The sequence below is a fragment of the Pseudomonas sp. SMSB3 genome, from assembly GCF_052041965.1.
Lineage (GTDB): Bacteria > Pseudomonadota > Gammaproteobacteria > Pseudomonadales > Pseudomonadaceae > Aquipseudomonas.
In genome coordinates, this window is sequence record NZ_JBKGGV010000001.1 from 559,340 (window position 1) to 582,926 (window position 23,587).

At 62.0% G+C, this 23,587-nt stretch carries 22 protein-coding genes and 3 tRNA genes; 10 read left to right on the forward strand and 15 right to left on the reverse strand.

All coding sequences use genetic code 11. The features are described from left to right. The first annotated feature begins 190 nt into the window (after positions 1-190). Positions 191-394, forward strand: coding sequence for a hypothetical protein (locus tag ACLEJW_RS02565; protein ID WP_313301017.1), 204 nt, complete (start codon positions 191-193; stop codon positions 392-394). Here the strand turns inward: ACLEJW_RS02565 and ACLEJW_RS02570 are convergent, their stop codons facing one another. Next, the gene (locus ACLEJW_RS02570; RefSeq protein ID WP_145185868.1) at positions 395-814 is read right to left on the reverse strand and encodes a quorum-sensing-regulated virulence factor family protein; all 420 of its coding nucleotides are present in this window, start codon (positions 812-814) and stop codon (positions 395-397) included. A gap of 224 nt (positions 815-1,038) precedes the next feature. Here ACLEJW_RS02570 and ACLEJW_RS02575 point away from each other — a divergent pair, with 224 nt between their 5' ends. From ACLEJW_RS02575 to ACLEJW_RS02585, 3 genes are all read left to right on the forward strand, one after another. Beyond that, the gene (locus ACLEJW_RS02575; protein WP_145185871.1) at positions 1,039-1,749 is read left to right on the forward strand and encodes a tRNA-uridine aminocarboxypropyltransferase; all 711 of its coding nucleotides are present in this window, start codon (positions 1,039-1,041) and stop codon (positions 1,747-1,749) included. Positions 1,750-1,925: 176 nt separating this feature from the next. Further along, complete coding sequence (gene erdR / locus ACLEJW_RS02580) at positions 1,926-2,576, forward strand: response regulator transcription factor ErdR (protein ID WP_145185873.1); 651 nt, start codon at positions 1,926-1,928, stop codon at positions 2,574-2,576. A 74-nt stretch (positions 2,577-2,650) separates the two neighbouring features. Beyond that, entirely contained in the window at positions 2,651-3,019 is a 369-nt protein-coding gene (locus ACLEJW_RS02585) for a diacylglycerol kinase (RefSeq protein ID WP_145185876.1), read from the forward strand. Here ACLEJW_RS02585 and finR read toward each other — a convergent pair. Continuing rightward, positions 3,016-3,942 (reverse strand): LysR family transcriptional regulator FinR, encoded by a 927-nt coding sequence (finR, locus tag ACLEJW_RS02590; protein ID WP_145185879.1) that lies wholly within the window; start codon positions 3,940-3,942, stop codon positions 3,016-3,018. The two genes, ACLEJW_RS02585 and finR, sit on opposite strands and share 4 nt — an antisense overlap. 117 nt (positions 3,943-4,059) lie before the next feature. On the opposite strand from finR, the gene fpr reads away from it, so the two are divergent. After that, positions 4,060-4,839 (forward strand): ferredoxin-NADP reductase, encoded by a 780-nt coding sequence (gene fpr / locus ACLEJW_RS02595; protein WP_079229370.1) that lies wholly within the window; start codon positions 4,060-4,062, stop codon positions 4,837-4,839. Between the two features lie 74 nt (positions 4,840-4,913). Here the strand turns inward: fpr and tsaA are convergent, their stop codons facing one another. The 4 genes from tsaA to rimO all read right to left on the reverse strand — a co-directional run bounded on the left by tsaA (position 4,914) and on the right by rimO (position 8,382). Beyond that, positions 4,914-5,609 carry a tRNA (N6-threonylcarbamoyladenosine(37)-N6)-methyltransferase TrmO gene (tsaA, locus tag ACLEJW_RS02600; protein ID WP_145185882.1) on the reverse strand — a complete coding sequence of 232 codons (696 nt, stop codon included), beginning with the start codon at positions 5,607-5,609 and terminating at the stop codon, positions 4,914-4,916. A 6-nt stretch (positions 5,610-5,615) separates the two neighbouring features. Next, positions 5,616-6,077, reverse strand: coding sequence for a DUF1456 family protein (locus tag ACLEJW_RS02605; protein WP_145185885.1), 462 nt, complete (start codon positions 6,075-6,077; stop codon positions 5,616-5,618). A 48-nt stretch (positions 6,078-6,125) separates the two neighbouring features. Continuing rightward, positions 6,126-6,836, reverse strand: a complete 711-nt coding sequence (locus tag ACLEJW_RS02610; RefSeq protein WP_313301003.1) for an rRNA pseudouridine synthase — start codon at positions 6,834-6,836, stop codon at positions 6,126-6,128. 214 nt (positions 6,837-7,050) lie between these two features. Further along, positions 7,051-8,382 (reverse strand): 30S ribosomal protein S12 methylthiotransferase RimO, encoded by a 1,332-nt coding sequence (rimO, locus tag ACLEJW_RS02615; protein WP_145185892.1) that lies wholly within the window; start codon positions 8,380-8,382, stop codon positions 7,051-7,053. A gap of 234 nt (positions 8,383-8,616) precedes the next feature. Here rimO and ACLEJW_RS02620 point away from each other — a divergent pair, with 234 nt between their 5' ends. Continuing rightward, positions 8,617-10,527, forward strand: coding sequence for a potassium transporter Kup (locus tag ACLEJW_RS02620; protein WP_313301001.1), 1,911 nt, complete (start codon positions 8,617-8,619; stop codon positions 10,525-10,527). Between the two features lie 42 nt (positions 10,528-10,569). On the opposite strand, the gene ACLEJW_RS02625 is transcribed toward ACLEJW_RS02620, so the two are convergent. From ACLEJW_RS02625 to ACLEJW_RS02645, 5 genes are all read right to left on the reverse strand, one after another. Next, positions 10,570-11,862 (reverse strand): virulence factor family protein, encoded by a 1,293-nt coding sequence (locus tag ACLEJW_RS02625; protein WP_313300999.1) that lies wholly within the window; start codon positions 11,860-11,862, stop codon positions 10,570-10,572. Continuing rightward, complete coding sequence (mprF, locus tag ACLEJW_RS02630; protein ID WP_440776944.1) at positions 11,862-14,504, reverse strand: bifunctional lysylphosphatidylglycerol flippase/synthetase MprF; 2,643 nt, start codon at positions 14,502-14,504, stop codon at positions 11,862-11,864. Before mprF ends, ACLEJW_RS02625 begins: the two co-directional genes overlap by 1 nt. 236 nt (positions 14,505-14,740) lie before the next feature. Then, positions 14,741-14,817 (reverse strand) — tRNA-Met (locus tag ACLEJW_RS02635). Between the two features lie 145 nt (positions 14,818-14,962). After that, a tRNA-Met gene (locus ACLEJW_RS02640) sits at positions 14,963-15,039 on the reverse strand. Positions 15,040-15,176: 137 nt separating this feature from the next. After that, a tRNA-Met gene (locus ACLEJW_RS02645) sits at positions 15,177-15,253 on the reverse strand. 210 nt (positions 15,254-15,463) lie between these two features. Between ACLEJW_RS02645 and dinB the strand changes: the two genes are divergently transcribed. After that, positions 15,464-16,522 carry a DNA polymerase IV gene (gene dinB / locus ACLEJW_RS02650; protein ID WP_178108311.1) on the forward strand — a complete coding sequence of 353 codons (1,059 nt, stop codon included), beginning with the start codon at positions 15,464-15,466 and terminating at the stop codon, positions 16,520-16,522. A gap of 45 nt (positions 16,523-16,567) precedes the next feature. On the opposite strand, the gene ACLEJW_RS02655 is transcribed toward dinB, so the two are convergent. The 3 genes from ACLEJW_RS02655 to ACLEJW_RS02665 form a co-directional block, all read right to left on the reverse strand. Next, positions 16,568-17,521 carry a hypothetical protein gene (locus tag ACLEJW_RS02655; RefSeq protein ID WP_440776945.1) on the reverse strand — a complete coding sequence of 318 codons (954 nt, stop codon included), beginning with the start codon at positions 17,519-17,521 and terminating at the stop codon, positions 16,568-16,570. Between the two features lie 20 nt (positions 17,522-17,541). After that, positions 17,542-19,257, reverse strand: a complete 1,716-nt coding sequence (locus ACLEJW_RS02660; protein ID WP_145185910.1) for a proline--tRNA ligase — start codon at positions 19,255-19,257, stop codon at positions 17,542-17,544. A gap of 160 nt (positions 19,258-19,417) precedes the next feature. After that, complete coding sequence (locus ACLEJW_RS02665) at positions 19,418-20,701, reverse strand: OprD family porin (protein WP_145185913.1); 1,284 nt, start codon at positions 20,699-20,701, stop codon at positions 19,418-19,420. Between the two features lie 738 nt (positions 20,702-21,439). Between ACLEJW_RS02665 and ACLEJW_RS02670 the strand changes: the two genes are divergently transcribed. Both ACLEJW_RS02670 and ACLEJW_RS02675 read left to right on the forward strand, forming a co-directional pair. After that, positions 21,440-21,859, forward strand: a complete 420-nt coding sequence (locus tag ACLEJW_RS02670) for an HIT domain-containing protein (protein ID WP_145185916.1) — start codon at positions 21,440-21,442, stop codon at positions 21,857-21,859. Position 21,860: 1 nt separating this feature from the next. Beyond that, a complete protein-coding gene (locus ACLEJW_RS02675; protein WP_313301858.1) occupies positions 21,861-22,067 on the forward strand; it encodes a SlyX family protein in 207 nt (68 codons plus the stop codon). Positions 22,068-22,105: 38 nt separating this feature from the next. Here the strand turns inward: ACLEJW_RS02675 and ACLEJW_RS02680 are convergent, their stop codons facing one another. Continuing rightward, a complete protein-coding gene (locus tag ACLEJW_RS02680) occupies positions 22,106-22,699 on the reverse strand; it encodes a cold-shock protein (protein ID WP_145185921.1) in 594 nt (197 codons plus the stop codon). Between the two features lie 279 nt (positions 22,700-22,978). On the opposite strand from ACLEJW_RS02680, the gene ACLEJW_RS02685 reads away from it, so the two are divergent. Then, a complete protein-coding gene (locus ACLEJW_RS02685) occupies positions 22,979-23,452 on the forward strand; it encodes a Dps family protein (RefSeq protein ID WP_145185924.1) in 474 nt (157 codons plus the stop codon). Positions 23,453-23,587: the final 135 nt, after the last annotated feature.

Below are 23,587 nucleotides of genomic sequence, written 5' to 3' on the forward strand. Positions count from 1 at the left end.
AGTAGGCCTGCAAGGCCTTGGTGCAGGTGTCAGTCCATCATTTTTTTTTCCGCGTCTTCGCTATCAATCTAGACCGTTGCGGGTGATCGTGCAGACGCGCAACGCTTGGCCGCTCGTCGGCCGGCCGCCTGGGGCGCGTTGAGTTTGGTTAACTGGTAAAGCGAAACGTGTCGATGCGCGAGGTAGCGTCATGCATCGCTTGGTGATCGAAGTGGACGGGCAGCTCTATCAGCAGTTGGAGAGTGCCGCCCAGGTCCATCATGTGAGCCTGGAGGCTGAATGCCGGCGCAGGCTGGCAGTGCTGCAATGTCAGTCACACTACCTGCAGGTCTTGCTGGCTGAAATGCGCGCCGACGAACAAAGCCGGCGCGCCGAGCGAGAGCGCGTCAGCTGATCACTTCTTGCTGTTGCCGGCCGTGCAGCTGGCGGCATCGAATGCCTGGTCCATCACGGGCTCATTGGTCTTGTAGACCGTGAAGCGGTAGACCATCACCGCGCCTTTGGACATCAAGTTACGAAAACCGCTGTTGCGGCATACGCTGTCACCCAGCTGGCTGCGCACCTGGGCCGGATTGTCCTGCATGCGCGCGGCGTGTTCGGGGCGCACGCTCAGGTGATTGACCAGCGCCTTGCCTTCGACGGTGTAACCCTGGTCGAGAATGTCTTCGTTGATGGCGCGTGGCGTACCGACACTGCTTTGCGTGGCCACCTTCTGCAGCATCTTGTTGAGCTCGAACTCCTGCTTGGAGGCCGCCTGGGCTGCCAGTGGCAGGGTGAGCAACAGGCTCAGGGCCGGAACGATAACACGCAGCATGAATCTCTCCTGGTTCAATGACTGGCGCTTCGACATGTGCCGGCGCCGGGCGTTCCGTGAAAACCGCAGCGGTACAGGCCGGTTCACGGCGGCCGCTGCCAGCGATTATAGGGATTGGGCGAGTGGGCTGCACGGTCAAATGGCCCTTGCTCTGGTAGACTGGCGCTTTGTATCTGCCGAGTCCTTGCAGTGCCCACGTTCAATTCGTCCCCAGGCTTGCCCGCATGAGCCACGCAGTAGCTCGCCTGCGCGCCGAGCGTCTGGCCCGTAGCATCAAACCTTTTGTCGCCCGTGGTTCGCGCGCCGAACGCTGCAGCGACTGCCGGGTGATTGCCACCCACTGCCTGTGCCAGTGGAAGCCCAAGGTGCAAGCCGACGCCGGCGTGTGCCTGCTCATGCACGACACCGAGCCATTGAAGCCGACCAATACCGGCTGGCTGATCGCCGACCTGATCGAAGACACCTCGGCATTCGGTTGGCTGCGTACCTCAGTGGACGAGCGCTTGCTGGCGCTGCTCGATGATCCGCAGTGGCAGCCTTTTATCGTCTTTCCAGGCGAATTCGTCGCCCAGGAGCGGGTGGTCACCGAGGTGATCCGCCAGCCGGGCAAACGCCCGCTGTTCATTCTGCTGGACGCCACCTGGACCGAAGCGCGCAAGATGTTTCGCAAGAGCCCGTATCTGGATCGCTTTCCGGTACTGAGCCTGCAGGCCGAGCAGATGTCGCGCTATCGCTTGCGTCGTTCCAAACGCGACGACCACTTCTGCACCGCCGAGGTGGCGGCCATGTGCCTGGACCTGGCTGGCGACAGTACAGCGTCGCAGGCCCTGGACGCCTACCTGGACGTCTTCAGTCTGCACTACCTGAGCGGCAAGCGGCGCCTGCCCCTCGATGAGCAGGATGCCACCCACCAACGGTTGCATACCTTCCTATAGTCCAAGGGGCAGGCGCGCGGCTTTGCGCCATAATGATCGGGCTGCTGGCCAGGGTGGGCGAGACGGCGAGTGGTTGGCTTGACCACCGGCGGCCGTGCTCGGCATCCTTGGCGCCGATTCCCCGCCAGGCGCTGAACCCCTGCATGCGCCTGGGATAGAACAGGATCCACAGATCGATGGCCACATACGAAGTCCTGATTGCCGATGACCACCCGCTGTTTCGCAGCGCCTTGCGCCAGGCCGTGACCCTGGGCCTGGGCGCCGATGTGCGCCTGGTCGAAGTGGCGAGCATCGCCGAACTGGAAACCCGCCTGAGCGAAAAAGCCGACTGGGACCTGGTCCTGCTCGACCTCAACATGCCAGGCGCCTACGGCTTCTCCGGGCTGGTGCTGCTGCGCGGGCAATACCCGCAGATTCCGGTGGTGATGGTCTCGGCTCAGGAGGAGGCGGCCGTCGTGGTGAAATCCCGCGAGTTCGGCGCCAGCGGCTTCATCCCCAAGTCCAGTGGTCTGGAGACGATCCAGGACGCGGTGCGCAAGGTGCTCGATGGCGAAGTCTGGTGGCCACCGCAGGCGTTCGAGAAGGTCGATGTCTCTGCCGAAGCCAAGGCCGCCAGCGAAGGCCTGGCCAGCCTTACGCCGCAGCAGTTCCGCGTGCTGACCATGGTCTGCGAAGGCTTGCTCAACAAGCAGATCGCCTACGAGCTGAATGTGTCTGAAGCGACCATCAAGGCCCATGTGACGGCGATCTTCCGCAAGCTGGGCGTGCGCACCCGAACCCAGGCCGCGTTGCTTCTGCAACAACTTGAATCGGTTGCCAGCAGCTGAACCGCCCGCGCTTCACGCTTTTTTGACCCTTGCCGCACTAGTCTGCTGGCCTTTTTTGTCGGTAAGTGATGCTCATGACACCTTCGCCATTCAAAGGCCAGACTGGCCTGAAACGCATTTTCAACGCCGCAGGCTACTCGCTGGACGGGCTGCGCGCCGCGTTCAAGGGTGAAGCGGCGTTCCGCCAGCTGGTGCTGCTCAACGTGCTGTTGATCCCGATCGCCTTCTGGTTACCGGTCAGCCGCGCCGAACGGGCGATCATGATCGCCGTGTGCCTGCTGGGCCTGATCGTCGAGTTGTTCAACTCGGCGGTGGAGGCGACCATCGACCGCATCTCGCTGGAGCGTCATCCGTTATCCAAGAACGCCAAGGACATGGGCAGCGCCGCGCAGTTCGTGGCGTTGACCATGGTCGCGCTGGTCTGGGGGGTGATTCTGCTCTAAGCGATGGGCGGCAGGACGATTTCGTCGCTGCGGGTAAACCCTGCAGTGAAGTTACGGCATAGCTCAAGGAACTCGCGCATCGCCGAAGTCTGGTACTTCTGCTTGTGCCAGATGAAGTAGAACTGGCGCATGAGGTCCAGCTCCGGGGTCTCGACCGCAACCAGGCTGCCACGACGAAAGGCATCACGCAGGGCCAGGCGCGAGATGCAACCAATGCCCAGGCCCGACTCCACCGCACGTTTGATCGCCTCGGTGTGCTCCAGCTCCAGACGGATGTTCAAGCTGGTGCGGTGATGACGCATGGCCTGATCGAAGGTCAGGCGTGTGCCCGAGCCCTGCTCGCGCAAAATCCAGGCTTCCTGGGACAACGCCTCGATGTCGGCGCGTCCGGCAGTGGCCAGCGGGTGCTGCGGCGCGCAGAACACCACCAGCTCGTCCTCAACCCACGGTTGGACTTCCAGGTCCGGGTGGCTGCAGTCACCCTCGATCAGACCCAGATCAATTTCGTAGTGCGCGACTTGATGCACGATATGCGCGGTATTCTGCACATGCAGCTTGACCTGGCTTTCCGGGTGAACCTGCATGAAACTGCCGATCAGCAGCGTTGCCAGGTAATTGCCGATGGTCAGGGTGGCACCCACCGCCAGCGAGCCGAAGCCGGACTTGCCGTTGAGCAGGTCTTCGATTTCCTTGGCCTGGTCAAGCAGGGCCACTGCCTGGGGCAGCAACTGGTGGCCGAGCGCATTCAGTGCCAGGCGCTTGCCGGCCCGGTCGAACAGCTGGCAGCTGGACTGACGCTCCAACTCGGTAATGGAAGTACTGGCCGCCGACTGCGAAAGCGCCAGGACACTGGCGGCCCGCGACACGCTCTGGTGCTGGGCAACGGCGACGAATACTTGGAGCTGACGAAGTGTAAATCGCATATCTATATAACCGATAACACATATCTTGATAATTCAGTTAACAGATATTCTCGCTGCCCCTAAACTATCGCGCAACTGCGCGTCTTGCGCGCTGCGTTTTTTTCAGGAGCCCCATCGATGAGCAACATGAACCACGAACGTGTCCTCAGTGTGCATCACTGGAACGACACCCTGTTCAGCTTCAAGTGCACCCGCGACCCGGGCCTGCGCTTCGAGAACGGTCAGTTCGTGATGATCGGCCTGCAACAAGACAACGGCCGTCCGCTCATGCGCGCCTATTCCATCGCCTCGCCCAACTGGGAAGAGCACCTGGAGTTCTTCAGCATCAAGGTGCCGGATGGCCCGCTGACTTCGCAGCTGCAGCACTTGAAGGAAGGCGACGAGATCATCATCAGCAAAAAGCCTACCGGTACGCTGGTGCTCGATGACCTCAAACCCGGCAAGCACCTGTATCTGCTGAGCACCGGCACCGGCCTGGCACCGTTCATGAGTGTCATCCAGGACCCGGAGACCTACGAGCGTTTCGAAAAGGTGATCCTGGTTCACGGCGTGCGTTACGTCAATGAAGTCGCCTATCGCGAGTTCATCACCGAGCACCTGCCGCAAAACGAGTTCTTCGGTGAGTCGGTGCGTGACAAGCTGATCTACTACCCAACCGTGACCCGCGAGCCGTTCGAGAATCAGGGCCGTCTGACCGACCTGATGCGCAGTGGCAAGCTGTTCAGCGACATCGGCCTGCCGCCGATCAACCCCGAGGACGACCGCGCGATGATCTGCGGCAGCCCGAGCATGCTCGACGAAACCAGCGAAGTGCTCGACAGCTTCGGCCTGAAGGTGTCCCCGCGCATGCGCGAGCCAGGCGACTACCTGATCGAGCGTGCTTTCGTCGAAAAGTGATCCAGCAGGCAGCACAAACAAACGCGGACTCAGGTCCGCGTTTGTTTGTGGGTCATTCAAGGGGCTGGGTCGGCTCAGTCGGCCGCGACCACTTCGAGCACGCGAATCTGCTCGGGGTGCGGGTAGTGCCAGCGCACTTGCACGTCCCAAAGCTTCACCCCATACACCCGCTCTGCGGGCGGCACCTGATAAGCCGGGCGCGGATCCTGCGCCAGGCATTGCTCGATCAGCTCAACCAGTGGCTGCTGCAAGCGCAGCGCGTGTTCGCGGGCCTGGGGCAGGGCGCTGTCGCTCCAGTGCACGGCGATCGCTGGCGGCGCAGCGCTGGCCATGGTGTTGGTCGCTTCGCTGAGGCTATCGGCGTAGGGCACGTAGGGCTTGATATCCAGCACTGGCGTACCGTCGAGCAGATCCACCCCTGACAGCAGCAAACGCCCCGCTTCAACGCCCTCCAGCCGCACGACCGACTGACCGATCCCGTTCGGACGATGGGTGGCGCGGGTGGCGAATACACCCATGCTCTTGTTACCGCCCAGGCGCGGCGGGCGGACCTTCAAGCGTGGCTTGTCCTCAAGGGCCTGATGGAACAGAAACAGCAGCCAGACGTGGCTGACCTGCTCCAGGCCCGCTACGGCATCGCCTTGATCGAACGGCGGCAGCAGCTCCAGCACGGCCCGCGCTGCCGGCGCCAGCTGAGGCTGGCGCGGAATGGCGAACTTTTCCTTGAAGCAGGAGCGGACGATGCCGACCGGTGTCACCGTATGCTGCATGCTGGCTCAGCCACGCACGCGCAGGGTCAAGCCCTTGAGGAAATTGCGCAGCAACTGGTCGCCGCAGGGCCGGTAGTTGTCGTGCCCGACTTTGCGAAACAACGCGCTGAGCTCCGGCTTGGACACCGGGAAGTTGACCGACTTGAGAATGGCATGCAGGTCTTCTTCCTTGAGTTCGAAGGCTACCCGCAGCTTTTTCAGGATGGTGTTGTTGGTCACCGGCAGCTCGACCGGCTGTGCGGGGCGGCTGTCATCCTTGCCGCGGCGCAGCGTCACCAGGCCATCGAGAAAATGCGCCATGACCCGCTCGGGGCAGCGCACGAAGCCTGCCTCGTCTTCTTTCTTCAGGTACGTGGCAAGCACGATGGGGTTAACCTCGAGGCCGGACAGCGCAATGATCTCGGCCATCTTGGCGTCGTTCACCTTGAGCATGTAGCGCAGGCTGCGCAGGACATCGTTGTGGTTCATTGCTGCAAAAATCCTGTTTGTGAGCCACGCCAGGGCGTGGCGCATTGCTTAGAAACGTTCTGTGGCGGCGACGTAGCGCCAGTGCCCGACCGGCAGCTTGCCCATCGACACGCCTCCCAGGCGAATACGGCGCATACCCAGCACCTCCAGGCGCAGGTAGGCGCACAGCTCGCTGAGCTGGCCAGGCTGGGGGTTTTTCACGACCATGCGCAGGTGGGTTTCGTTCTGCCAACTGGCCTTGGCCTTGGGCAGCTCGCGGTCGTTGCGGGTGGCACCACGGGCCAGGCGTTCAAGGGCTTGCGGGGTGGTTTCGCCGCGCACTTCGATGATGTATTCCTGCTCCATGCGGCGCAGGTCGGCGTCGATCTTGCGGGTCACCCGCCAGTCCTGGGTGAACACCTGCAAGCCGCTGGCGCCGCGCTCCAGCGGTGCCAGGCAGGTCAGCCGGGCAAAGTGCCCGTGCAGCGGCCGTACGCCTTCGCGATGGGCATCACTGAGATTGCCCATGTTGAGACTGGCACGTGCGCTTTCACTGTCGCTGCCAGCTGGCTGATGCATCAGCAAGGTGACCGGCTCCAGCGCTTCGGCACGGGCGCCGGGCAGCAATTCGACGCGCTGCTGCTCGACTTTGAACTGCGGTTGCTCGACCACCACGCCATCGACCGTGACCCAACCCCCCTCGATGTACAGCTCGGCATCACGGCGGGAACAGCCAAGCTGTTCGATGAGGCGTTTGGACAGGCGGACGGGTTCGGACATGGGGCACTTCGCGGGGCAGGTAAAGAGGTGCATTGTACCTGCCTGGGCAGGGTTGATGAGCGCAATCTGTGGCAAACGCGTCATTTTCGCTGCCGGTCGTTACCGATCAGTGATGGGGCGGGGTGTCGTGTCGCGCGCGCTCAACGGCGCAACTACCGCTCAGAGCAATAAAAAAAGCCCTGCAAGTGAGCAGGGCTTATCGTCGTTCGAGCGCTTAGAGCGGCTCGGCCCACATGTCGTATTCGTCGGCATCCACGATACGGCAGCGCACCTTGTCGCCTGGCTTGAAGCCATGATTGCCGTCGATGAACACGCTACCGTCGATTTCCGGGGCATCGAAGAAGCTGCGGCCCACCGAACCCTGCTCTTCGACTTCGTCGATCAGTACTTCGATTTCCTTGCCGATACGCTGTTGCAGACGCGCGGCGCTGATCGCCTGCTGGTGCGCCATGAAGCGGTCCCAGCGCGCCTGCTTGACGTCGTCTGGCACCTCATCGAGGCCCAGCTCGTTGGCGGGGGCGCCTTCGACCGGCGAGTACTGGAAGCAGCCAACGCGGTCGAGCTGGGCTTCGGTGAGCCAGTCGAGCAGGTACTGGAAGTCTTCCTCGGTTTCGCCGGGGAAACCGACGATGAACGTCGAGCGGATCACCAGCTCAGGGCACTGCTCGCGCCACTGCTTGATGCGCGCCAGGGTACGGTCTTCGAACGCCGGGCGTTTCATCGACTTGAGCACCTTGGGGCTGGCGTGCTGGAACGGAATGTCCAGGTATGGCAGGAGCTTGCCGGCCGCCATCAGTGGGATCACGTCGTCGACGTTAGGGTAGGGGTATACATAATGCAGGCGCACCCATGCGCCCAGGCTGCTCAAGGCTTCGCACAACTCGAGCATGCGCGTCTTGACCGGCCGCCCGTTCCAGAAGTCGGTCTTGTACTTGACGTCGACGCCATAGGCGCTGGTGTCCTGGGATATCACCAGAATCTCCTTGACGCCCGCCTTGACCAGGCGCTCGGCCTCGCTCAGCACCTCGCCGACCGGACGGCTGACCAGCTTGCCGCGCATCGATGGGATGATGCAGAAGCTGCAGCTGTGATTGCAGCCCTCGGAAATTTTCAGGTAGGCGTAGTGGCGCGGCGTCAGCTTGACGCCCTGGGGCGGTACCAGGTCGATGAGCGGGTTGTGGTCCTGACGCGGTGGCACTACTTCGTGCACGGCGTTGACCACCTGCTCGTACTGCTGCGGGCCGGTGACCGACAGCACGCTTGGGTGCACATCGCGGATGCTGCCTTCTTCGACACCCATGCAGCCGGTGACGATGACCTTGCCGTTTTCCTTGATCGCTTCACCGATCACTTCCAACGATTCGGCCTTGGCGCTGTCGATGAAACCGCAGGTGTTGACCACCACGACATCGGCATCCTCGTAGGTGGGCACGACTTCATAGCCTTCCATGCGCAGCTGGGTCAGGATGCGCTCGGAATCGACCAGGGCCTTGGGGCAGCCCAGGCTGACGAAACCAACCTTGGGGATGGCGGGAGTGGTGGACATGACTAACCTCGGTATTGAATGCCGTTCGCCCGGCCGCTGACGGGGGCGATCTGACGGGCGCTTGGCGCGCCTCTGATCAAAAAGTGCGCAATTCTAGCGAGCGCAAGGTCGATTGACCAGCACAAAAGCGACGAACGCTGCGCTATGCTTCGCGCCATTGTGCCTGGGCTGCTGGAGGGCCCTGGCGCAGGCGTGAATTCTATTGGCCCCAGGGGCCGTTTGCAGGAGTGTTCGATGGTTCAGGCAAGCAGTCACGCCGAGGGCGGGCACACGAGCAAGCAGGGCGCATCGCGCTCGCTGGGCGTGCTGGTGGCGGCGGTCGGCGTGGTTTATGGCGATATCGGGACCAGCCCGCTGTATACCCTCAAGGAAGTCTTTTCCGGCGGCTATGGTGTGCCGGTCAACCATGATGGGGTGCTGGGCATCCTGTCGCTGATCCTCTGGTCGCTGTTGTGGGTCGTGTCGTTCAAGTACGTCATGTTCATCCTGCGCGCCGACAACCAGGGCGAGGGTGGCACCATGGCGTTGACCGCACTGGCGCGGCGGGCTACGGCGGCGCACCCGAGGTTACGTACACTGATGGTGATCTGCGGGCTGATCGGCGCCTCGTTGTTCTACGGCGACAGCATGATCACCCCGGCAGTGTCGGTGCTCTCGGCGGTGGAAGGCATGGGTCTGGCGTTCGATGGCATCGACCACTGGGTGGTGCCGATTTCCCTAGTAGTCTTGGTGGCCTTGTTCCTGGTGCAGAAACACGGCACCGACAAGATCGGCAAGCTGTTCGGCCCGATCATGGTGTTGTGGTTCATCGCCCTGGCCGCGCTGGGGGTACACGGGATCGTGCAGAGCCCGGAAGTGCTCAGGGCGTTCAATCCAGGCTGGGCGGTGAATTTCTTCGTCGTCCATCCCGGCATGGGCGTTGCCATTCTCGGCGCTGTGGTGCTGGCGTTGACCGGTGCCGAGGCGCTGTACGCCGACATGGGCCACTTTGGCCGCAAACCGATTGCCCGCGCCTGGTTCGCCCTGGTGCTGCCAGCCTTGGTGCTCAACTATTTTGGTCAGGGCGCGTTGCTGCTGCAGAACCCCGAAGCGGCACGCAACCCGTTCTATCTGCTCGCACCAGCCTGGGCACTGTTGCCGATGGTGGGCCTGGCGACCATGGCCACGGTGATCGCCTCCCAGGCGGTGATCTCCGGCGCTTTCTCGCTGACACGGCAGGCCATCCAGCTCGGCTACATTCCGCGCATGCACATCCAGCACACCTCCAGTGACGAGCAGGGGCAGATCTACATCGGTGCGGTGAACTGGACGCTGATGATCGGTGTGGTGCTGCTGGTGATCGGTTTCGAATCCTCCGGCGCCCTGGCAGCGGCCTACGGCGTAGCGGTGACCGGGACCATGTTGATGACGACCATTCTGGTGGCGTCGGTGATGTTGCTGTTGTGGAAATGGCCACCGCTGCTGGCGGTGCCGATTCTGCTCGGGTTCCTGCTGGTCGACGGCCTGTTCTTCGCCGCCAACGTGCCCAAGATCGTCGAGGGCGGCGCCTTCCCGGTGCTGGCCGGTGGCGTGTTGTTCCTGCTGATGAGCACCTGGAAGCGTGGCAAGCAGATCCTGGTCGAGCGTATCGACGAGGGGGCGTTGCCGCTGCCGGTGTTCATCGCCAGCATCCGCGTGCAGCCGCCGCATCGCGTCGAGGGTACCGCGGTGTTTCTCACCGCGCGGGCTGACGCCGTGCCCCATGCGCTGCTGCACAACCTGTTGCACAACCAGGTCCTGCACAGCCAGGTGGTGTTGCTGACCGTGGTCAGCGAAGACCGTCCGCGGGTGCCGGAGCATGAACGCTTCGAGGTCGAGGCCTATGGCGATGGCTTCTTCCGCGTGCTGCTGCATTTCGGCTTCATGGATGAGCCGGACGTGCCGGCGGCGTTGCGCCTGTGCCATCTGGACCAGCTGGACTTCAGCCCGATGCGCACCACGTACTTCCTCAGCCGGGAAACGGTGATCGCCTCGCGCCTGGAAGGCATGTCACGCTGGCGCGGCAACCTGTTCGCGTTCCTGCTGAAGAATGCCAACGGTAACCTGCGCTTTTTCAATCTGCCGCTGAACAGGGTGATCGAATTGGGCACGCAGGTGGAAATCTAGCGATCGATGCCGGGGCTGCCTGACAGCCCCGGCAATCTGCACTTATTGCTGGGCCGCCACGCTGGACTTGCCTTGACGCGTCTCGATCTCATCGATCAGACGCTTGGCCAATGCCGGATAGTTTTCATCGAAGTGATGCCCGCCGGGCAACTTCATGCGCTCGCCCACCGCAGTTTGTGCGGTGCAGCCGCTCTCGTCGGCTTCCTCGACGCCATAGATGCACACCACTTTGGCTGCTGGCAGCTTGGCCATCTCAGGCCCGGTCGGCGCCTCCTGGCCCTCTTTGCCCAGCCAGCCTTCGACCTCGATCTCGAAGCTGCCGCTGCGGGCGAACGCCAGCAACATCACGGCATCGATGCGCTGCTGGTCTTCAGCCGGCAGGCGGTTGTAGATCGCCGGCAAAACGTCGGCGCCGAACGAATAGCCGGTCAGCACGAAACGTTTGGTGCCCCATTTCTGCCGGTAGTGCTGCATCAGTTCCGACAGGTCTGCTGCGCTTTGCTCGGCTGACTTGTGCTGCCAGTAATAACGCAGGGTATCGATGCCCACCACGGGGTAGCCGAGCTTGGCCATCTCGCCGGCCACGTCACGGTCCAGGTCACGCCAGCCGCCGTCACCGGAGAGAAACAGGGTAACGGTGTCGGTAGTCTGCCCGGCGGGCACCTCCACCACGGGAATGGCCAGGGCATTGCCGTCATGGCCAACCAGGGCCTGGGTCAGTTGCGCCTTGAGCACCTGCGGCAGGTGAATGTCATAGTCGCTGATGCTGGTTTCGGCGTTGCCCTGATCGCGTACGAACGCCGCGCTGGCATCGTCAGGGTTGTCGTTCCAGGCGACGTTCCAGTGGCCATGGGCGGCGGACTTGGGCAGGGCATCGCCGCAGCCGGGCTGTTCCACGCTGAAGCCCACCGAGATTGCGCGTGCCTTGTCATTGCTTTGGCCCGCCAGCCAGCGCCAAGCCTGGGCGGCACCTGGCCCGATGCCTGCGACCACAGTGGGCGTGTCTGAGAGCTGGCTCAGGGCTTGGCTCATGGCCTGTCGCTGCTTGCCGCAGTCGCCAGGCGGTAGGATGACCTGCACCAATTGCGCCTCGCCGGCCTGGCTCAGGTCCAGCAGTTGTTTGGCGGTCAGCGCCTGATCTTCAGGGACGCCGATCGCCACCCGCGCCTTGGCATGGACGCCTGGGGTGACGCGGGTCAGGTGGGTGGACTCAAGCGTCAGCTGCTCAAGGCGCGCCTGCGGCGCCGGGCGGGTCCACAGCCAGAAGGCACCAGCGCCGGCCAAGGCGACGAAAAGCAGGGGAATCAACACATACAGCCAATAGCGTCGGATCATCAACGTTTCACCAATCCAGTCAAGCCGCCTGCAATCAGGGCGGCGGTATCAGCCAGTGCCACCAGCGGGTCGAGCCCGGCCGGCACGGCCATGTAGCGAGGTTCCCAGTCTGGCTGGAACTTGTCCTTGAAACGGCGCAGACCCTGGAAGTTGTAGAGCTGCTCACCGCGGCGGAACACCATCGAGCCCAGGCGCTGGGTCAAGGGCGCGCCGCGCCGTGGCTGCAGGCCGGAAAGCGGCACCATGCCCAGGCTGAAGCGCCCGTAGTCATGGCTTTTGTAGTGCAGGATCAAACCCACCATCAGGTACTCCATGGTCAGTTTCGGTGCCTCTGGGTGCGCGCGCATCAGGTCGAGGCTGGCCAATTCGTTGCCATGGGTTTCCAGCAGGTTGGCAAAGGCCACCGGCCGGCCCTGAAAGCGGATCAGGGCAATGCGAAAATGCTGCAGGTACTCAGGGCTGAAGCGGCCCAGCGAGAAGCCTTTTTCGCGCACGTTCTTGCCGCCGAGCCAGGCATCGGAAATGCCCTTGAGCTCGGCCAGTGGCGCTTGGCCGGGTTCGTGGATCTCCAGGCTCAGGCCGTCGCGACCGCCGCGGTTCCAGGTGTAACGCAGGTCCTTCATCTCTTTGCCTTTGGCCTCGATGTCGAAGCGCCGCAGGTCGACCCGCGCTTCCTCGCCAAGCTTGAGCGCGGTCAGGCCGATGTCCATGTAGAACGGCAGGTTCTCCGCACGCACCTGGTAAAAAACCGGGCGCGCGTGATGCAAGTCGCACAGGTCGCGGAACTGCCAGATCATCTCGGCGCGTTCCTGGGCCGGGCCGATCGGATCGTACAAGGCCACCAGGCTGCGACCACGGCGGGCGTACATCAGGAAGGCATTGCCGTTGGGGTGGAACAGCAGCGCCTTGTCCCCGGTCAGTGCCAGGCCGCCGTCGGGTTGGTCGGACGCCAGCAGGATACGGTGAGCCTGTTGCAGCTCCTGTTCATCCGGCAGGTGAATGACCGGGCGTGCGGTACGCAGCAGCCAGGTCAGCGCTACGATCACCAGCAGCACCGCGCTGCCCATGGCGGCGCGCAAGCCGCGTGGTGCGTCAGCGTCGAGGGTGAACTGCCACCACAGTTGGTGGCTGTACGGAACGTCCTGGTAGGCGAACAGCAGCAGCCACACCGAGGCGCCAAGCACGCAGGCGCTGGCCACCAGGTACACCGGGGAGAACGGCAGTTCGAGCAGCCGGCTCGGTCGGTAGAACGAGCGGCGGAACACGGCCAGCAGCGCGGCGGTGAAGGTCAACAGGCAGGCCTCTTCCCAGTCGAAGCCTTTGAGCAGCGACAGCAGCGCGCCGACCAGCAGCAGCACCGTGGTCAGGAGCCACGCCGCCGACAGGCGCCGGCGCAGGCCCTGGGCCAACAGCAGGCACAGTACGCCGATCAGGCTGGCGCCAAAGTGCGAGGCATCGATCAGTCGGTGTGGAACCAGAAAGCCCATGTGTTCCAGGCGCGTGTCGATCTCCGGGGTGGCTCCGGAAAACAGCAGCACCACACCAGAGAGAAACACCAGGATGGCCAGGATCGGTGCAGCCAGCCCCGAAGCGGCCCTGATGGCGTGTTGCGCGAACAGCAGTCGCTTGGCTTCATTGGCCAGCAGCAGCACACAGGCTACCAACAAAGGCAGCACGACGTAGATCAATCGATACAGCAGCAGGGCCGCAGCCAGCGGAGCGGCGCCCAGCTGATCGGCGAACGCGGCCAGCAAGATCGCTTCGAACACGCCAACGCCGCCGGGCACGTGGCTCAGTACCCCGGCAGCCAGGGCCAGCAGGTAGACCAGCACGAAGGCGCCGAAGGGCGGGGCTTGCGGCAGCAGCAGGTAAAGCACGGTGGCGGCTGCGGCAACGTCCAGCGCCGTGATGAGCAGTTGCAGGGCCGCGAGGCGACCATTAGGCAGGCGCAGGGTGCGTCGCCCCAGTTGCACCAGCAAGCTGTCGGCCAACGGTTGTTCGGCCAGGCGCCGGCGATACAGCCCGATCACCAGCATCGCGGTCACCAGCAGGACACCGGCGGCGATCGCGGCCAGCAACGAGGGGGGCAGGCGCAGTGCAGTGGCCGCTGCCGGCAGGTTGCTCAAGGTGGCCACAGCCGCCAGCGGTGGCAACGCGCAGCCCAGGGACAGGCTGGCGAACACGGTCATGCGCGCGACTTCGCTGGCCCCTATCCCCTGGCGGGCGTATAGACGATAACGCACCGAGCCCCCGGACAGCATCGACAAGCCGATCGCATTGCCAATGGCAAAGGCACTGAAGCCGCCCATGATCAAGGTGCGGCCCGGCAGTTTGACGGAGGCGTAACGGCTGGCAGACCACTCGTAGCCCAGCAGGATGACGAACCCGAGTACCGTGGCCATTACTGCACCAAGCAGTGACTGCGCCGGGACTTCCAGCATGGCATCGTGCAGGGCGTAGATGTCCAGTTCGCTCAGCAAGTGCCGGCAGGCGATCAGCGCCAGGGTAAACAACAACAGCGTCACGGCCAGCCCGATGGGCTGACGGTAACGGCTGATGCGTTCCAGCCAAGGCAGGCGTTGGGCAGCAGCGGGCAGCGCCGAAGCTAGCGGCGCTTGGGGTTCTGGAGTCTGGGAAGTCATGAGTTACCTCGTGCCAGGTGCGCGAGGAAGGGGAGAGCGGCGGCCAAGTGGAAATCCCTTTGATAAACGTATCCAGATATTACTCCGGGCAACATGACTTGCAGTCGTCCGAGAGGGTTAAAGATAGTTCATCCTTGAGGCGGCGGCTCAAGCAGGGAAGGTTGCAGGTTTTCAGATGCTTGAATGCAACAAACCCCGCGCTGCTGTTACACAGGCGGGGTTCGTTCTGACGAATATGGTTGCGGGAGCCGGATTTGAACCGACGACCTTCGGGTTATGAGCCCGACGAGCTACCAGGCTGCTCCATCCCGCGTCAGTGGGGCGCATTCTACAGCCATGCGGCGCGTTGTCAATCATTAACCGTTGATTTGCAAAGTTTTACGACAGCGGCGTATAGGCACGTAAAAACAACAAACCCCGCGCTGCTGTTACACAGGCGGGGTTCATTCTGACGAATATGGTTGCGGGAGCCGGATTTGAACCGACGACCTTCGGGTTATGAGCCCGACGAGCTACCAGGCTGCTCCATCCCGCGTCAGTGGGGCGAATTCTACAGCTATATGACGATGTGTCAAACGCTAATCCTTGATTTAGCGAAAGTTTTTACGATTAGCTGTTTTTGAACGCGCAAAGAAAAAGGCCACTGCGCGAACAGTGGCCTTTTCTCGAATCTGGTTGCGGGAGCCGGATTTGAACCGACGACCTTCGGGTTATGAGCCCGACGAGCTACCAGGCTGCTCCATCCCGCGCCTGTGAGATCGAATTCTACGGATTTCTGTACAGGTGTCAAGTACTTATCTACAAAAAGCCCTGACGGTTCAACCGCTTAGCACGGGCGATGGAGCTGTGGGCCAGGCGCGGCGTGGGTTACAGGCCGATTATCAGCGCGGGCTGTAATCCGCGAAGCCGTATGCGCTAATATCTGTATGAATTTACAGTACTGACGGTCGTTCATGTCCTTGCGCAAAATCATCCACATTGACTGTGACTGCTTTTACGCCGCCATCGAGATGCGCGATGATCCGCGCCTGGCTGGGCGCCCCATGGCTGTCGGTGGGTCAGCGGACCGTCGTGGGGTCATCGCTACCTGTAATTATGAAGCGCGCGCTTACGGGGTGCGCTCGGCCATGTCGTCACGCCACGCGCTGAAGCTGTGCCCCGACCTTGAGATCGTCAAGCCGCGCTTCGAAGCCTACCGCGAAGCCTCACGCGACATTCACGCGATTTTTCGCGACTACACCGAATTGATCGAGCCGCTGTCGCTGGATGAGGCTTATCTGGATGTCAGCGACAGCCAATGGCACGGCGGCAGTGCGACCCGCATCGCTGAAGATATTCGTCGACGGGTCGCGCGCACTCTGCATATCACCGTCTCGGCCGGCGTGGCGCCGAACAAGTTCCTAGCCAAGATCGCCAGCGACTGGCGCAAGCCCAACGGCATCTTCGTGATCACCCCTGATCAGGTCGAGGCCTTCGTGGCGGCGCTGCCCGTGGCCAAGCTGCATGGTGTCGGCAAGGTCACTGCCGAGAAGCTCAACCGCCTGGGTATCGACACCTGCCTGGACCTGCGCGAATGGTCGCGGCTAGCCCTGGCGCGCGAGTTCGGCACTTTTGGCGAGCGCCTCTGGGGGTTGGCGCGCGGCATCGACGACCGTGCGGTGCACAACGATAGCCGCAGGCAGTCGGTCAGTGTCGAAAATACCTACGACAACGACTTGCCGGATCTGGCCAGCTGCCTTGAGCGCTTGCCCGAGCTGCTGCAGAGCCTTAACACCCGCATCGAACGAATGGACAGCAGCTACAGGCCAGACAAACCGTTCGTCAAGGTCAAGTTCCATGATTTCAGCCAGACCACCCTGGAACAGGCCGGGGCAGGCCGCGACCTGGAAAGCTACCGACAGTTGCTGCGCCAGGCCTTTGCCCGGGGTGGCAAACCGGTGCGTCTGCTGGGCGTCGGGGTAAGGCTGCGCGACCTGCGCGGCGCCCATGAACAGCTGGAGTTGTTTCCCGGCCCATGAAAAAAGGGCCGTGAACGGCCCTTGCATGACGGCATTGCGCGATCGCTATTGCGCGCCTGGATCGGCGACCAGTCGGCCGGTGGCCTTGGTCAATGCGCGCAGGAAGTCCTCTTGCAGCTCTGGATCGTTGCGGGTCAGTTCGATCAAGCTCTGCTCCATCTCACTGGCTTCCTCTTCCAGGCCCAGCTCGGACAAGCGCTTGACCCGGTGCACCCACTGACCGACGTCGTCATCTTCGAGGTCATCGAAGATCAGCTCATGGGCCTCGCGCAACTTGTTGCGCAAGGTTGCACTGACCAGCAGGCTGGCATCGCCGCGCACACCATAGTCTTCATCGACCACCTGCAAGTGCAGGGTGCCGACGTTGTTCAAGTGCTGCTCAGAGAACGGGCTGTCCAGCAGGTTCAGGCGCAATACACCGTTCCTGTCGGTAGTCAGTTCATGGGTTTTCTTGCCCGCTTTGACTTCGACCAGGCGCTCGCTCCAGGGCATGCTGGTGAAGTCCTCGCGCTGGTCTTTCTGGACCTCGCTGATACTTGCCAGGTTCTGCTGGGCACGGCCGTTCGACGCCGCATTCATGAACGGGTTGAGGCCATCAATGCCATAGCTGAGCCAGTCGTGGGTCACGCTCGGGGGCAGATTGCCCAGGGCGAAGACGTTGACCACGTTGGCGCCGATGCCGGCCACCACGGCGATCGCACCCAGCGGTATCTCGTAGATTTCCCGCCAGGGCTGGTAGGGCGTATAGCGGTCGTAGCTGCGGGTGACCTCGTACTCGGTGACTTCGAAGCGCTTCTGCTCATGGATGCGCACACGCCGTTGCGGAAGCTCCATCACCTTCGGCTCGCCGACATCGATCTGCAGGGTATGCTCGAGCAGTTTGCGCTCGACGCGCTCTTCATGGTCGCTGCGCTGGGACATCTGGTTGGCGCAACCGCTGACGAGCAGGGCGCCGCTCAACGCGGCGCCCCCCAGGGTAAAGGTACTTCGCTTGGACATGATCACTCGTGCATTGTTTATCAGCGGCGAACGCGCGCCTGCAGGAAGGTCAGCACCTCGTTGAGCGGCAGCGGCTGGGCGTCCTGCTCGGTGCGATGCTTGTACTCCAGGTTGCCATCGGCCAGGCCGCGGTCGCTGACGACGATGCGGTGCGGAATGCCGATCAGCTCCATGTCGGCAAATTTGATGCCGGGGCTGGTCTTCTTGTCGCGGTCATCGAGCAGCACCTCGAAGCCGGCTGCGGTCAATTCGGCGTACAGCTTGTCGGTCGCCTCGCGAACCACCTCGGTTTCGTAGCGCAGCGGTACCAGGGCGATCTGGAAGGGTGCCAGGGCATCGTTCCAGATGATGCCCTTGTCGTCGTAGCTCTGCTCGATGGCGGCAGCCACCACGCGTGACACGCCAATCCCGTAGCAGCCCATCGACAACACCACTGGCTTGCCGTTTTCGCCCAGTACCTGGCACTTGAGCGCTTCGCTGTACTTGGTGCCGAGCTGGAAGATGTGACCTACCTCGATACCGCGCTTGATGACCAGGGTGCCCTGGCCGTCCGGGCTTGGATCGCCCTCGACGACATTGCGCAGGTCGGCCACCTGTGGCACGGGCAGGTCACGCTCCCAGTTGACGCCAAAGTAGTGCTTGTCGTCGATGTTGGCGCCGATGCCGAAGTCGCTCATCAGGGCGACCGAGCGGTCGATGACGATTTCTAAAGGCAGGTTCAGTGGGCCAAGAGAGCCGGCGCCAGCGCCGATGGCGTCGCGCAGTTCGGCATCGGTGGCCATGACCAGCGGGTCAGCCACCTGTTCCAGCTTGGCAGCCTTGATTTCGTTGAGCTCGTGGTCGCCGCGCACGATCAGGGCGATCAGCTTGCCCTCTTCGGCACCGCGCACGATCAGGGTCTTGACAGTCTTTTCGATCGGCAGGCCGTGGTTTTCGACGAGCTGGGCGATGGTCTTGGCCTGCGGGGTATCGACCAGGCGCAGCTCTTCGGTCGGGGCAGGGCGCACGGTTTCACGCGGTACGGCTTCGGCTTTCTCGATATTGGCGGCGTAATCGGAGCTGTCGCTGAAGATGACGTCGTCTTCGCCCGACTCGGCCAAGACGTGGAATTCGTGGGAATAGCTGCCACCGATGGAGCCGGTGTCGGCTTGCACAGGGCGGAAGTCCAGGCCCAGGCGGGTGAAGATGTTGGTGTATGCCTGGTGCATGCGGTCGTAGGTTTCCTGCAGCGAACCCTGGTCGGCATGGAACGAGTAGGCGTCCTTCATGATGAATTCGCGGCCGCGCATCAAGCCGAAGCGTGGACGGATCTCGTCACGGAATTTGGTCTGGATCTGGTACATGTTGAGCGGCAGCTGTTTATAGCTGGACAGCTCGTTGCGCGCCAGGTCGGTGATGACCTCTTCGTGGGTCGGGCCGACGCAGAAGTCGCGCTGGTGGCGGTCCTTGAGGCGCAGCAGCTCCGGACCGTATTGCTCCCAACGGCCAGATTCCTGCCACAGCTCGGCCGGCTGGATGCTTGGCATCAGCACTTCCAGGGCGCCGGCAGCGTTCATTTCCTCGCGCACAACGTTTTCGACCTTGCGCATCACTCGCAGGCCCATCGGCAGCCAGGTGTACAAGCCGGAGGCCAGCTTGCGGATCATGCCGGCCCGCAGCATGAGCTGATGGCTGATGACCACTGCATCGGCAGGGGTTTCTTTCTGAGTGGCGAGCAAATATTGACTGGTGCGCATGGTTAGCCGTGTCGATTGCCTAAGACATTGAAATAGCCCCGCATTGTACGGGGGCGAAACGAAGGCGTACAGAATGCCCCAGGGCGTGGCTGTTGTCAGCCAAGAAAAAGCCCGGCGTGCATGCCGGGCTGTTTCAGGTGCTTTGCACGGTAAGCCAGGCTTACAGGATGCTCAGCGGGTACTCGACGATCAGGCGCAGCTCGTCCAGCGAGGGCGAACCATAGTAGACACCATCGGAAGAGCGGTAGGTGGCTTGACGCACGCGGAAGCTGAGGTCCTTGGCCGGGCCTTCTTGCAGCACGTACTTGATGTCGATGTCGCGTTCCCATTCCTTGCCGTTGCTGGTGCCAGCGACGTTGGCGTCGGTACCACGCACGTAACGGGTCATGAAGGTCAGGCCGGGGATGCCGAATTCGGCGAAGTTCAGGTCGTAGCGAGCCTGCCAGGATTTCTCGTCTTCGGCGTTGAAGTCCGAACGGGCCACGGAGTTGCCGAGGAATACGGTGCCGCCGCCGTCTACGCCATAGCCATAGTCGCCATCACCGTGTACGCGCTGGTGCACGAGGGTGAAGGTGTGGGCGCCGATGTTCCAGGCAGCCGACAGGCTGAAGGCGGTGTTGTCCAGCTTGTCGCCGTCATACGCTCGGTATTTGGCGCTGCCCTCGCTCTTGGTGTCATAGATGTTGAAGTCGAACACCAGACCTTGTTTCTCGGAAAGCGGTACGGCCCAGTTCACGTTGCCGTAGTACTTGCGCCAGTAGTCTTCTACCTTGGAGTAGTAGAGGCTGGTGCTGAGGCTTTCATTGAAAAGGTAAGTACCACCGACCACGTTGGCTTCGGTCAGACGCAAGCTGTCGCGGAACGTTTGTGCCTGCGCGTTCATCCCGGTGAAGTGACCGGCGTGCAGCGTCAGGTTTTCAATTTCATTGCTGGTGATCAGCGCGCCTTCGGCAACTTCAGGCAGCAAGCGGCTGTCATCGGTGGCGAACACTGGCAGGGCCGTGAACTGGTTGCCGTATTTGAGCACAGTGTTGGAGATGCGCAGTTTAACGGCGCCACCGGCTTCGGAGTAGTCATCCTGCGAGCGACCATCGGAGCCAGTTGGGAACAGGCCGGTGCCAGCGCGGCCTTTACCACTGTCAAGTTTCAGCCCGAGCATGCCGATGGCATCGACGCCGAAGCCTACGGTGCCTTGGGTGAAGCCGGACTCGAAGGTGCCCAGGAAGCCCAGGCCAGTTTCTTCCGAACGGCTTTTGCGATCGCCGGTGATCGGGTCGCGATCGTTGTTCCGAGCATCACGGCTGAAGTACAGCATGCGAGTCTTGACATTCAGCTTGCTGTCTTCGATGAAACCTTTGGATTCGTCCTGGGCCGAGGCGAAGGCCAGTTGCGAGGTCCCTGCCGAAACGGCCAGGGCGATCATGCTCCACTTCATCACGCGCATCGTGATTTGCTCCTTTGGTTTTAGGAAGAGTACCGCTGCGCCCAAGTTATTTAGTTATATGGGTACAGCTCTTTCTTGTTATGTCGGCGGAAGGTATAGCACGCTGACTGTTGTTGGCGATATGGCAAAAATGATCCTTTCGGGAACTTTATGCGCATGCCGCTTACAGGTATTTCCATGTCGCAAATCACGTCCCGGGTTGGCGGGCCGTACAACGCCAGCGCTGTGCTGTTGCCGTCACAATTGTGTAATTACAGTTGCAGGCTAAGCGGACTCCCTGGTGTATCCCATCTCGCTGTTGTTATTTGTCGCGTCATCCTGCCAATGCAGGTGTCGTGCCGACTTCCCGCAAGGAGAATGCAACAAGCGTGCTCAAATCTGTCGGCCATTCATGAAATTTTCACAAATGCTGGCGCAATGCCCGTGAAAACGCCGGAAATAAAGGCTGGGCGTTGTCTGATGGTGTGCCAGGACTCTGCCTATATCGAGCTTATGAAGCTGTCATAAAAGTCAATGTGTTACCGCCGACAGTTGATCCTGAATCGTTACCGTGGGTAGAAGCGTAGTGCGGCCCCTTGGGTAGGCGTCATTTTGGTGCGAAAAGTAGCGCGGTGTTACCGCTGCGGTGCAAATGCCGGCATTGAATGAACTTAAAGCGTGCAGGGCGGCGTTGCCGCATGCCGGCCGGCCTTGGTCGCGGTATCCTAGGCGCATATGTCGAGTGACGGGAGACTCACCGTGTTTGAAATGGATTCGCGTTTGCAACAGGACGCCCTGCTGCTGGGTGACTTTGCGCTGTGTCGGTTGCTGCTTAGCAAAGACGCCAATTTTCCGTGGTTCATCCTGGTGCCAAGGCGCGCAGGCGTCAGCGAGCTGTTCGACCTCAGCGAGCAGGATCAGGCGCAGCTATGGAAAGAAACCACCTACCTGGCTGAGGCACTGAGTATCGAGTTTGCCGCGGACAAGATGAACGTCGCCACGCTGGGCAACATGGTCAGCCAGCTGCATATGCATGTCATCGTCCGGCACCAGGGCGATGCTGCCTGGCCTGCGCCGGTGTGGGGCAGGGTGCCGGCGACAGCCTATACGGCCGAGCAGGTGCAAGGCATTCGCCAGCGGCTGCGCACGCGGTTGACCCACGACTTTCAGGAGGCCTGAGATGTCGGCAGATAGGCGTATCATCGAGTTGGAAACTCGCCAGGCCTTCCAGGACGACACCATTCAGGCACTGAACGATGTGGTTGTCGAGCAGGGGCGGGTGATCGAGCGTCTGCAGTTGCAGATGGCCGAGCTGATCAAACGTTACGAAGAAATGGTCGGGCAGTACGGCAATGAAGGCGAAGAGGCGCCGCCGCCGCATTATTGAGACAAGATTCGCCCCGCCGTTGCAGCGGGGCGACCCGTTCAGCGGCGGTTGACGGCAACCACATCCTCGGCCTGCAGGCCTTTGTCCCGGTGCATCACCGAGAACTCCACGCGCTGGCCCTCGACCAGTATGCGGTGGCCTTCGCCTCGAATCGCGCGAAAGTGCACGAAGATATCATCGCCCGAGTCGCGGGAAATGAAGCCGAAGCCTTTGGAGGTGTTGAACCACTTCACGGTACCGGTATCGCGTTTGCCTGCTTCCCCGGGGATGCCCTGACTGGCGCGCGCTTTCTTGCCACTGCGGGCGAAGCTGGCCAGCAGGTGCAGGGCCACGGCCAGCGCGGCGCAGACCAGTGCCGCCAGGTTGCCCATTTCCGGGCGTGCCAGCAGTGTCAGGGTTTGCAGCACGACGGCGACGACCAGCAAAGCGCAGGCCAGGTACTGCAGCTGTTGCCGCGCGCCGCGGTAATACAGCGGCACGACCGGGGCCAGCAGCAGGTTGAGCAGGCCGAGCAAGGCCAGGTAGACCGCGTCAGGTTGCTGCAGGAAGGGTGAAGCATCGGTTTTCAGGCTGGGCATGAACGACAGCAGCAAAGCCGCAACGCCCGTCACCAGGTGGACGATCTTGAACATGGGTTGGCTCACAGTTGATAAGGCCGATCACAGGAAGAGCTGGCGGCACGGTGCGCATGAGGTGTAGAGCGCGAACACGGCAAAGCCAGCCTATGCACCCGGCAATAGCAGTCCGCACGGGTGGCACGGTGCCTATTTAACCGCAAACCCCGGGGCTTCTCAAACCGCAGGCGCTCGATGCCGATGACCTGCGTCAGGCGATGGGCATACCGCAGCAACTGTTGATACAGTGTGCAAGACCTGTTTGATCATCAGTCCTTCAGCCAAAAGGAGCACTTCATGGCAATCGATATCGGTATCAGTGAAGAAGATCGCAAGTCCATCGTCGATGGGCTGTCCCGCCTGTTGTCAGACACCTACGTGCTGTACCTGAAAACCCATAACTTCCATTGGAATGTCACCGGGCCGTCGTTCCGAACCCTGCACTTGATGTTCGAGGAGCAGTACAACGAGCTGGCGCTGGCGGTCGACTCGATTGCCGAACGCATTCGGGCGCTGGGCTTCCCGGCACCGGGTTCCTATGCCTTCTATGCCCGTCATTCCTCGATCGAGGAGGAAGAGGGCGTGCCAGCGGCCGACGAGATGATCCGCCAGCTGGTCCAGGGCCAAGAGGCTGTGGTCCGCACCGCCCGGAGTATTTTCCCGGTGGTGGACAAGGTCAGCGACGAGCCGACGGCCGACTTGCTGACCCAGCGTATGCAGGTGCACGAAAAGACCGCGTGGATGCTGCGGGTTCTGCTCGACGGTAAATGATCGGCAATGCCCAGTGGCCCACCCGGACGCCCGGCTGAAGCTTTCAGCCGGGCGTTTTCATTTGTGCAGGAAGGCTTTGCCGCTGCTTCCAATGCGTCGGTCAGCGCTTCATGAACGCTCGGTTTATTGAGCTGA

Coding starts and splice junctions, on each gene's coding strand:
- ACLEJW_RS02565 (WP_313301017.1), top strand. CDS start 191: ATGCATCGCTTGGTGATCGAAGTGGACGGGCAGCTCTATCAGCAGTTG.
- ACLEJW_RS02570 (WP_145185868.1), bottom strand. CDS start 814: ATGCTGCGTGTTATCGTTCCGGCCCTGAGCCTGTTGCTCACCCTGCCA.
- ACLEJW_RS02575 (WP_145185871.1), top strand. CDS start 1,039: ATGAGCCACGCAGTAGCTCGCCTGCGCGCCGAGCGTCTGGCCCGTAGC.
- erdR (WP_145185873.1), top strand. CDS start 1,926: ATGGCCACATACGAAGTCCTGATTGCCGATGACCACCCGCTGTTTCGC.
- ACLEJW_RS02585 (WP_145185876.1), top strand. CDS start 2,651: ATGACACCTTCGCCATTCAAAGGCCAGACTGGCCTGAAACGCATTTTC.
- finR (WP_145185879.1), bottom strand. CDS start 3,942: ATGCGATTTACACTTCGTCAGCTCCAAGTATTCGTCGCCGTTGCCCAG.
- fpr (WP_079229370.1), top strand. CDS start 4,060: ATGAGCAACATGAACCACGAACGTGTCCTCAGTGTGCATCACTGGAAC.
- tsaA (WP_145185882.1), bottom strand. CDS start 5,609: ATGCAGCATACGGTGACACCGGTCGGCATCGTCCGCTCCTGCTTCAAG.
- ACLEJW_RS02605 (WP_145185885.1), bottom strand. CDS start 6,077: ATGAACCACAACGATGTCCTGCGCAGCCTGCGCTACATGCTCAAGGTG.
- ACLEJW_RS02610 (WP_313301003.1), bottom strand. CDS start 6,836: ATGTCCGAACCCGTCCGCCTGTCCAAACGCCTCATCGAACAGCTTGGC.
- rimO (WP_145185892.1), bottom strand. CDS start 8,382: ATGTCCACCACTCCCGCCATCCCCAAGGTTGGTTTCGTCAGCCTGGGC.
- ACLEJW_RS02620 (WP_313301001.1), top strand. CDS start 8,617: ATGGTTCAGGCAAGCAGTCACGCCGAGGGCGGGCACACGAGCAAGCAG.
- ACLEJW_RS02625 (WP_313300999.1), bottom strand. CDS start 11,862: ATGATCCGACGCTATTGGCTGTATGTGTTGATTCCCCTGCTTTTCGTC.
- mprF (WP_440776944.1), bottom strand. CDS start 14,504: ATGACTTCCCAGACTCCAGAACCCCAAGCGCCGCTAGCTTCGGCGCTG.
- ACLEJW_RS02655 (WP_440776945.1), bottom strand. CDS start 17,521: ATGTCCAAGCGAAGTACCTTTACCCTGGGGGGCGCCGCGTTGAGCGGC.
- ACLEJW_RS02660 (WP_145185910.1), bottom strand. CDS start 19,257: ATGCGCACCAGTCAATATTTGCTCGCCACTCAGAAAGAAACCCCTGCC.
- ACLEJW_RS02665 (WP_145185913.1), bottom strand. CDS start 20,701: ATGCGCGTGATGAAGTGGAGCATGATCGCCCTGGCCGTTTCGGCAGGG.
- ACLEJW_RS02675 (WP_313301858.1), top strand. CDS start 21,861: ATGTCGGCAGATAGGCGTATCATCGAGTTGGAAACTCGCCAGGCCTTC.
- ACLEJW_RS02680 (WP_145185921.1), bottom strand. CDS start 22,699: ATGTTCAAGATCGTCCACCTGGTGACGGGCGTTGCGGCTTTGCTGCTG.
- ACLEJW_RS02685 (WP_145185924.1), top strand. CDS start 22,979: ATGGCAATCGATATCGGTATCAGTGAAGAAGATCGCAAGTCCATCGTC.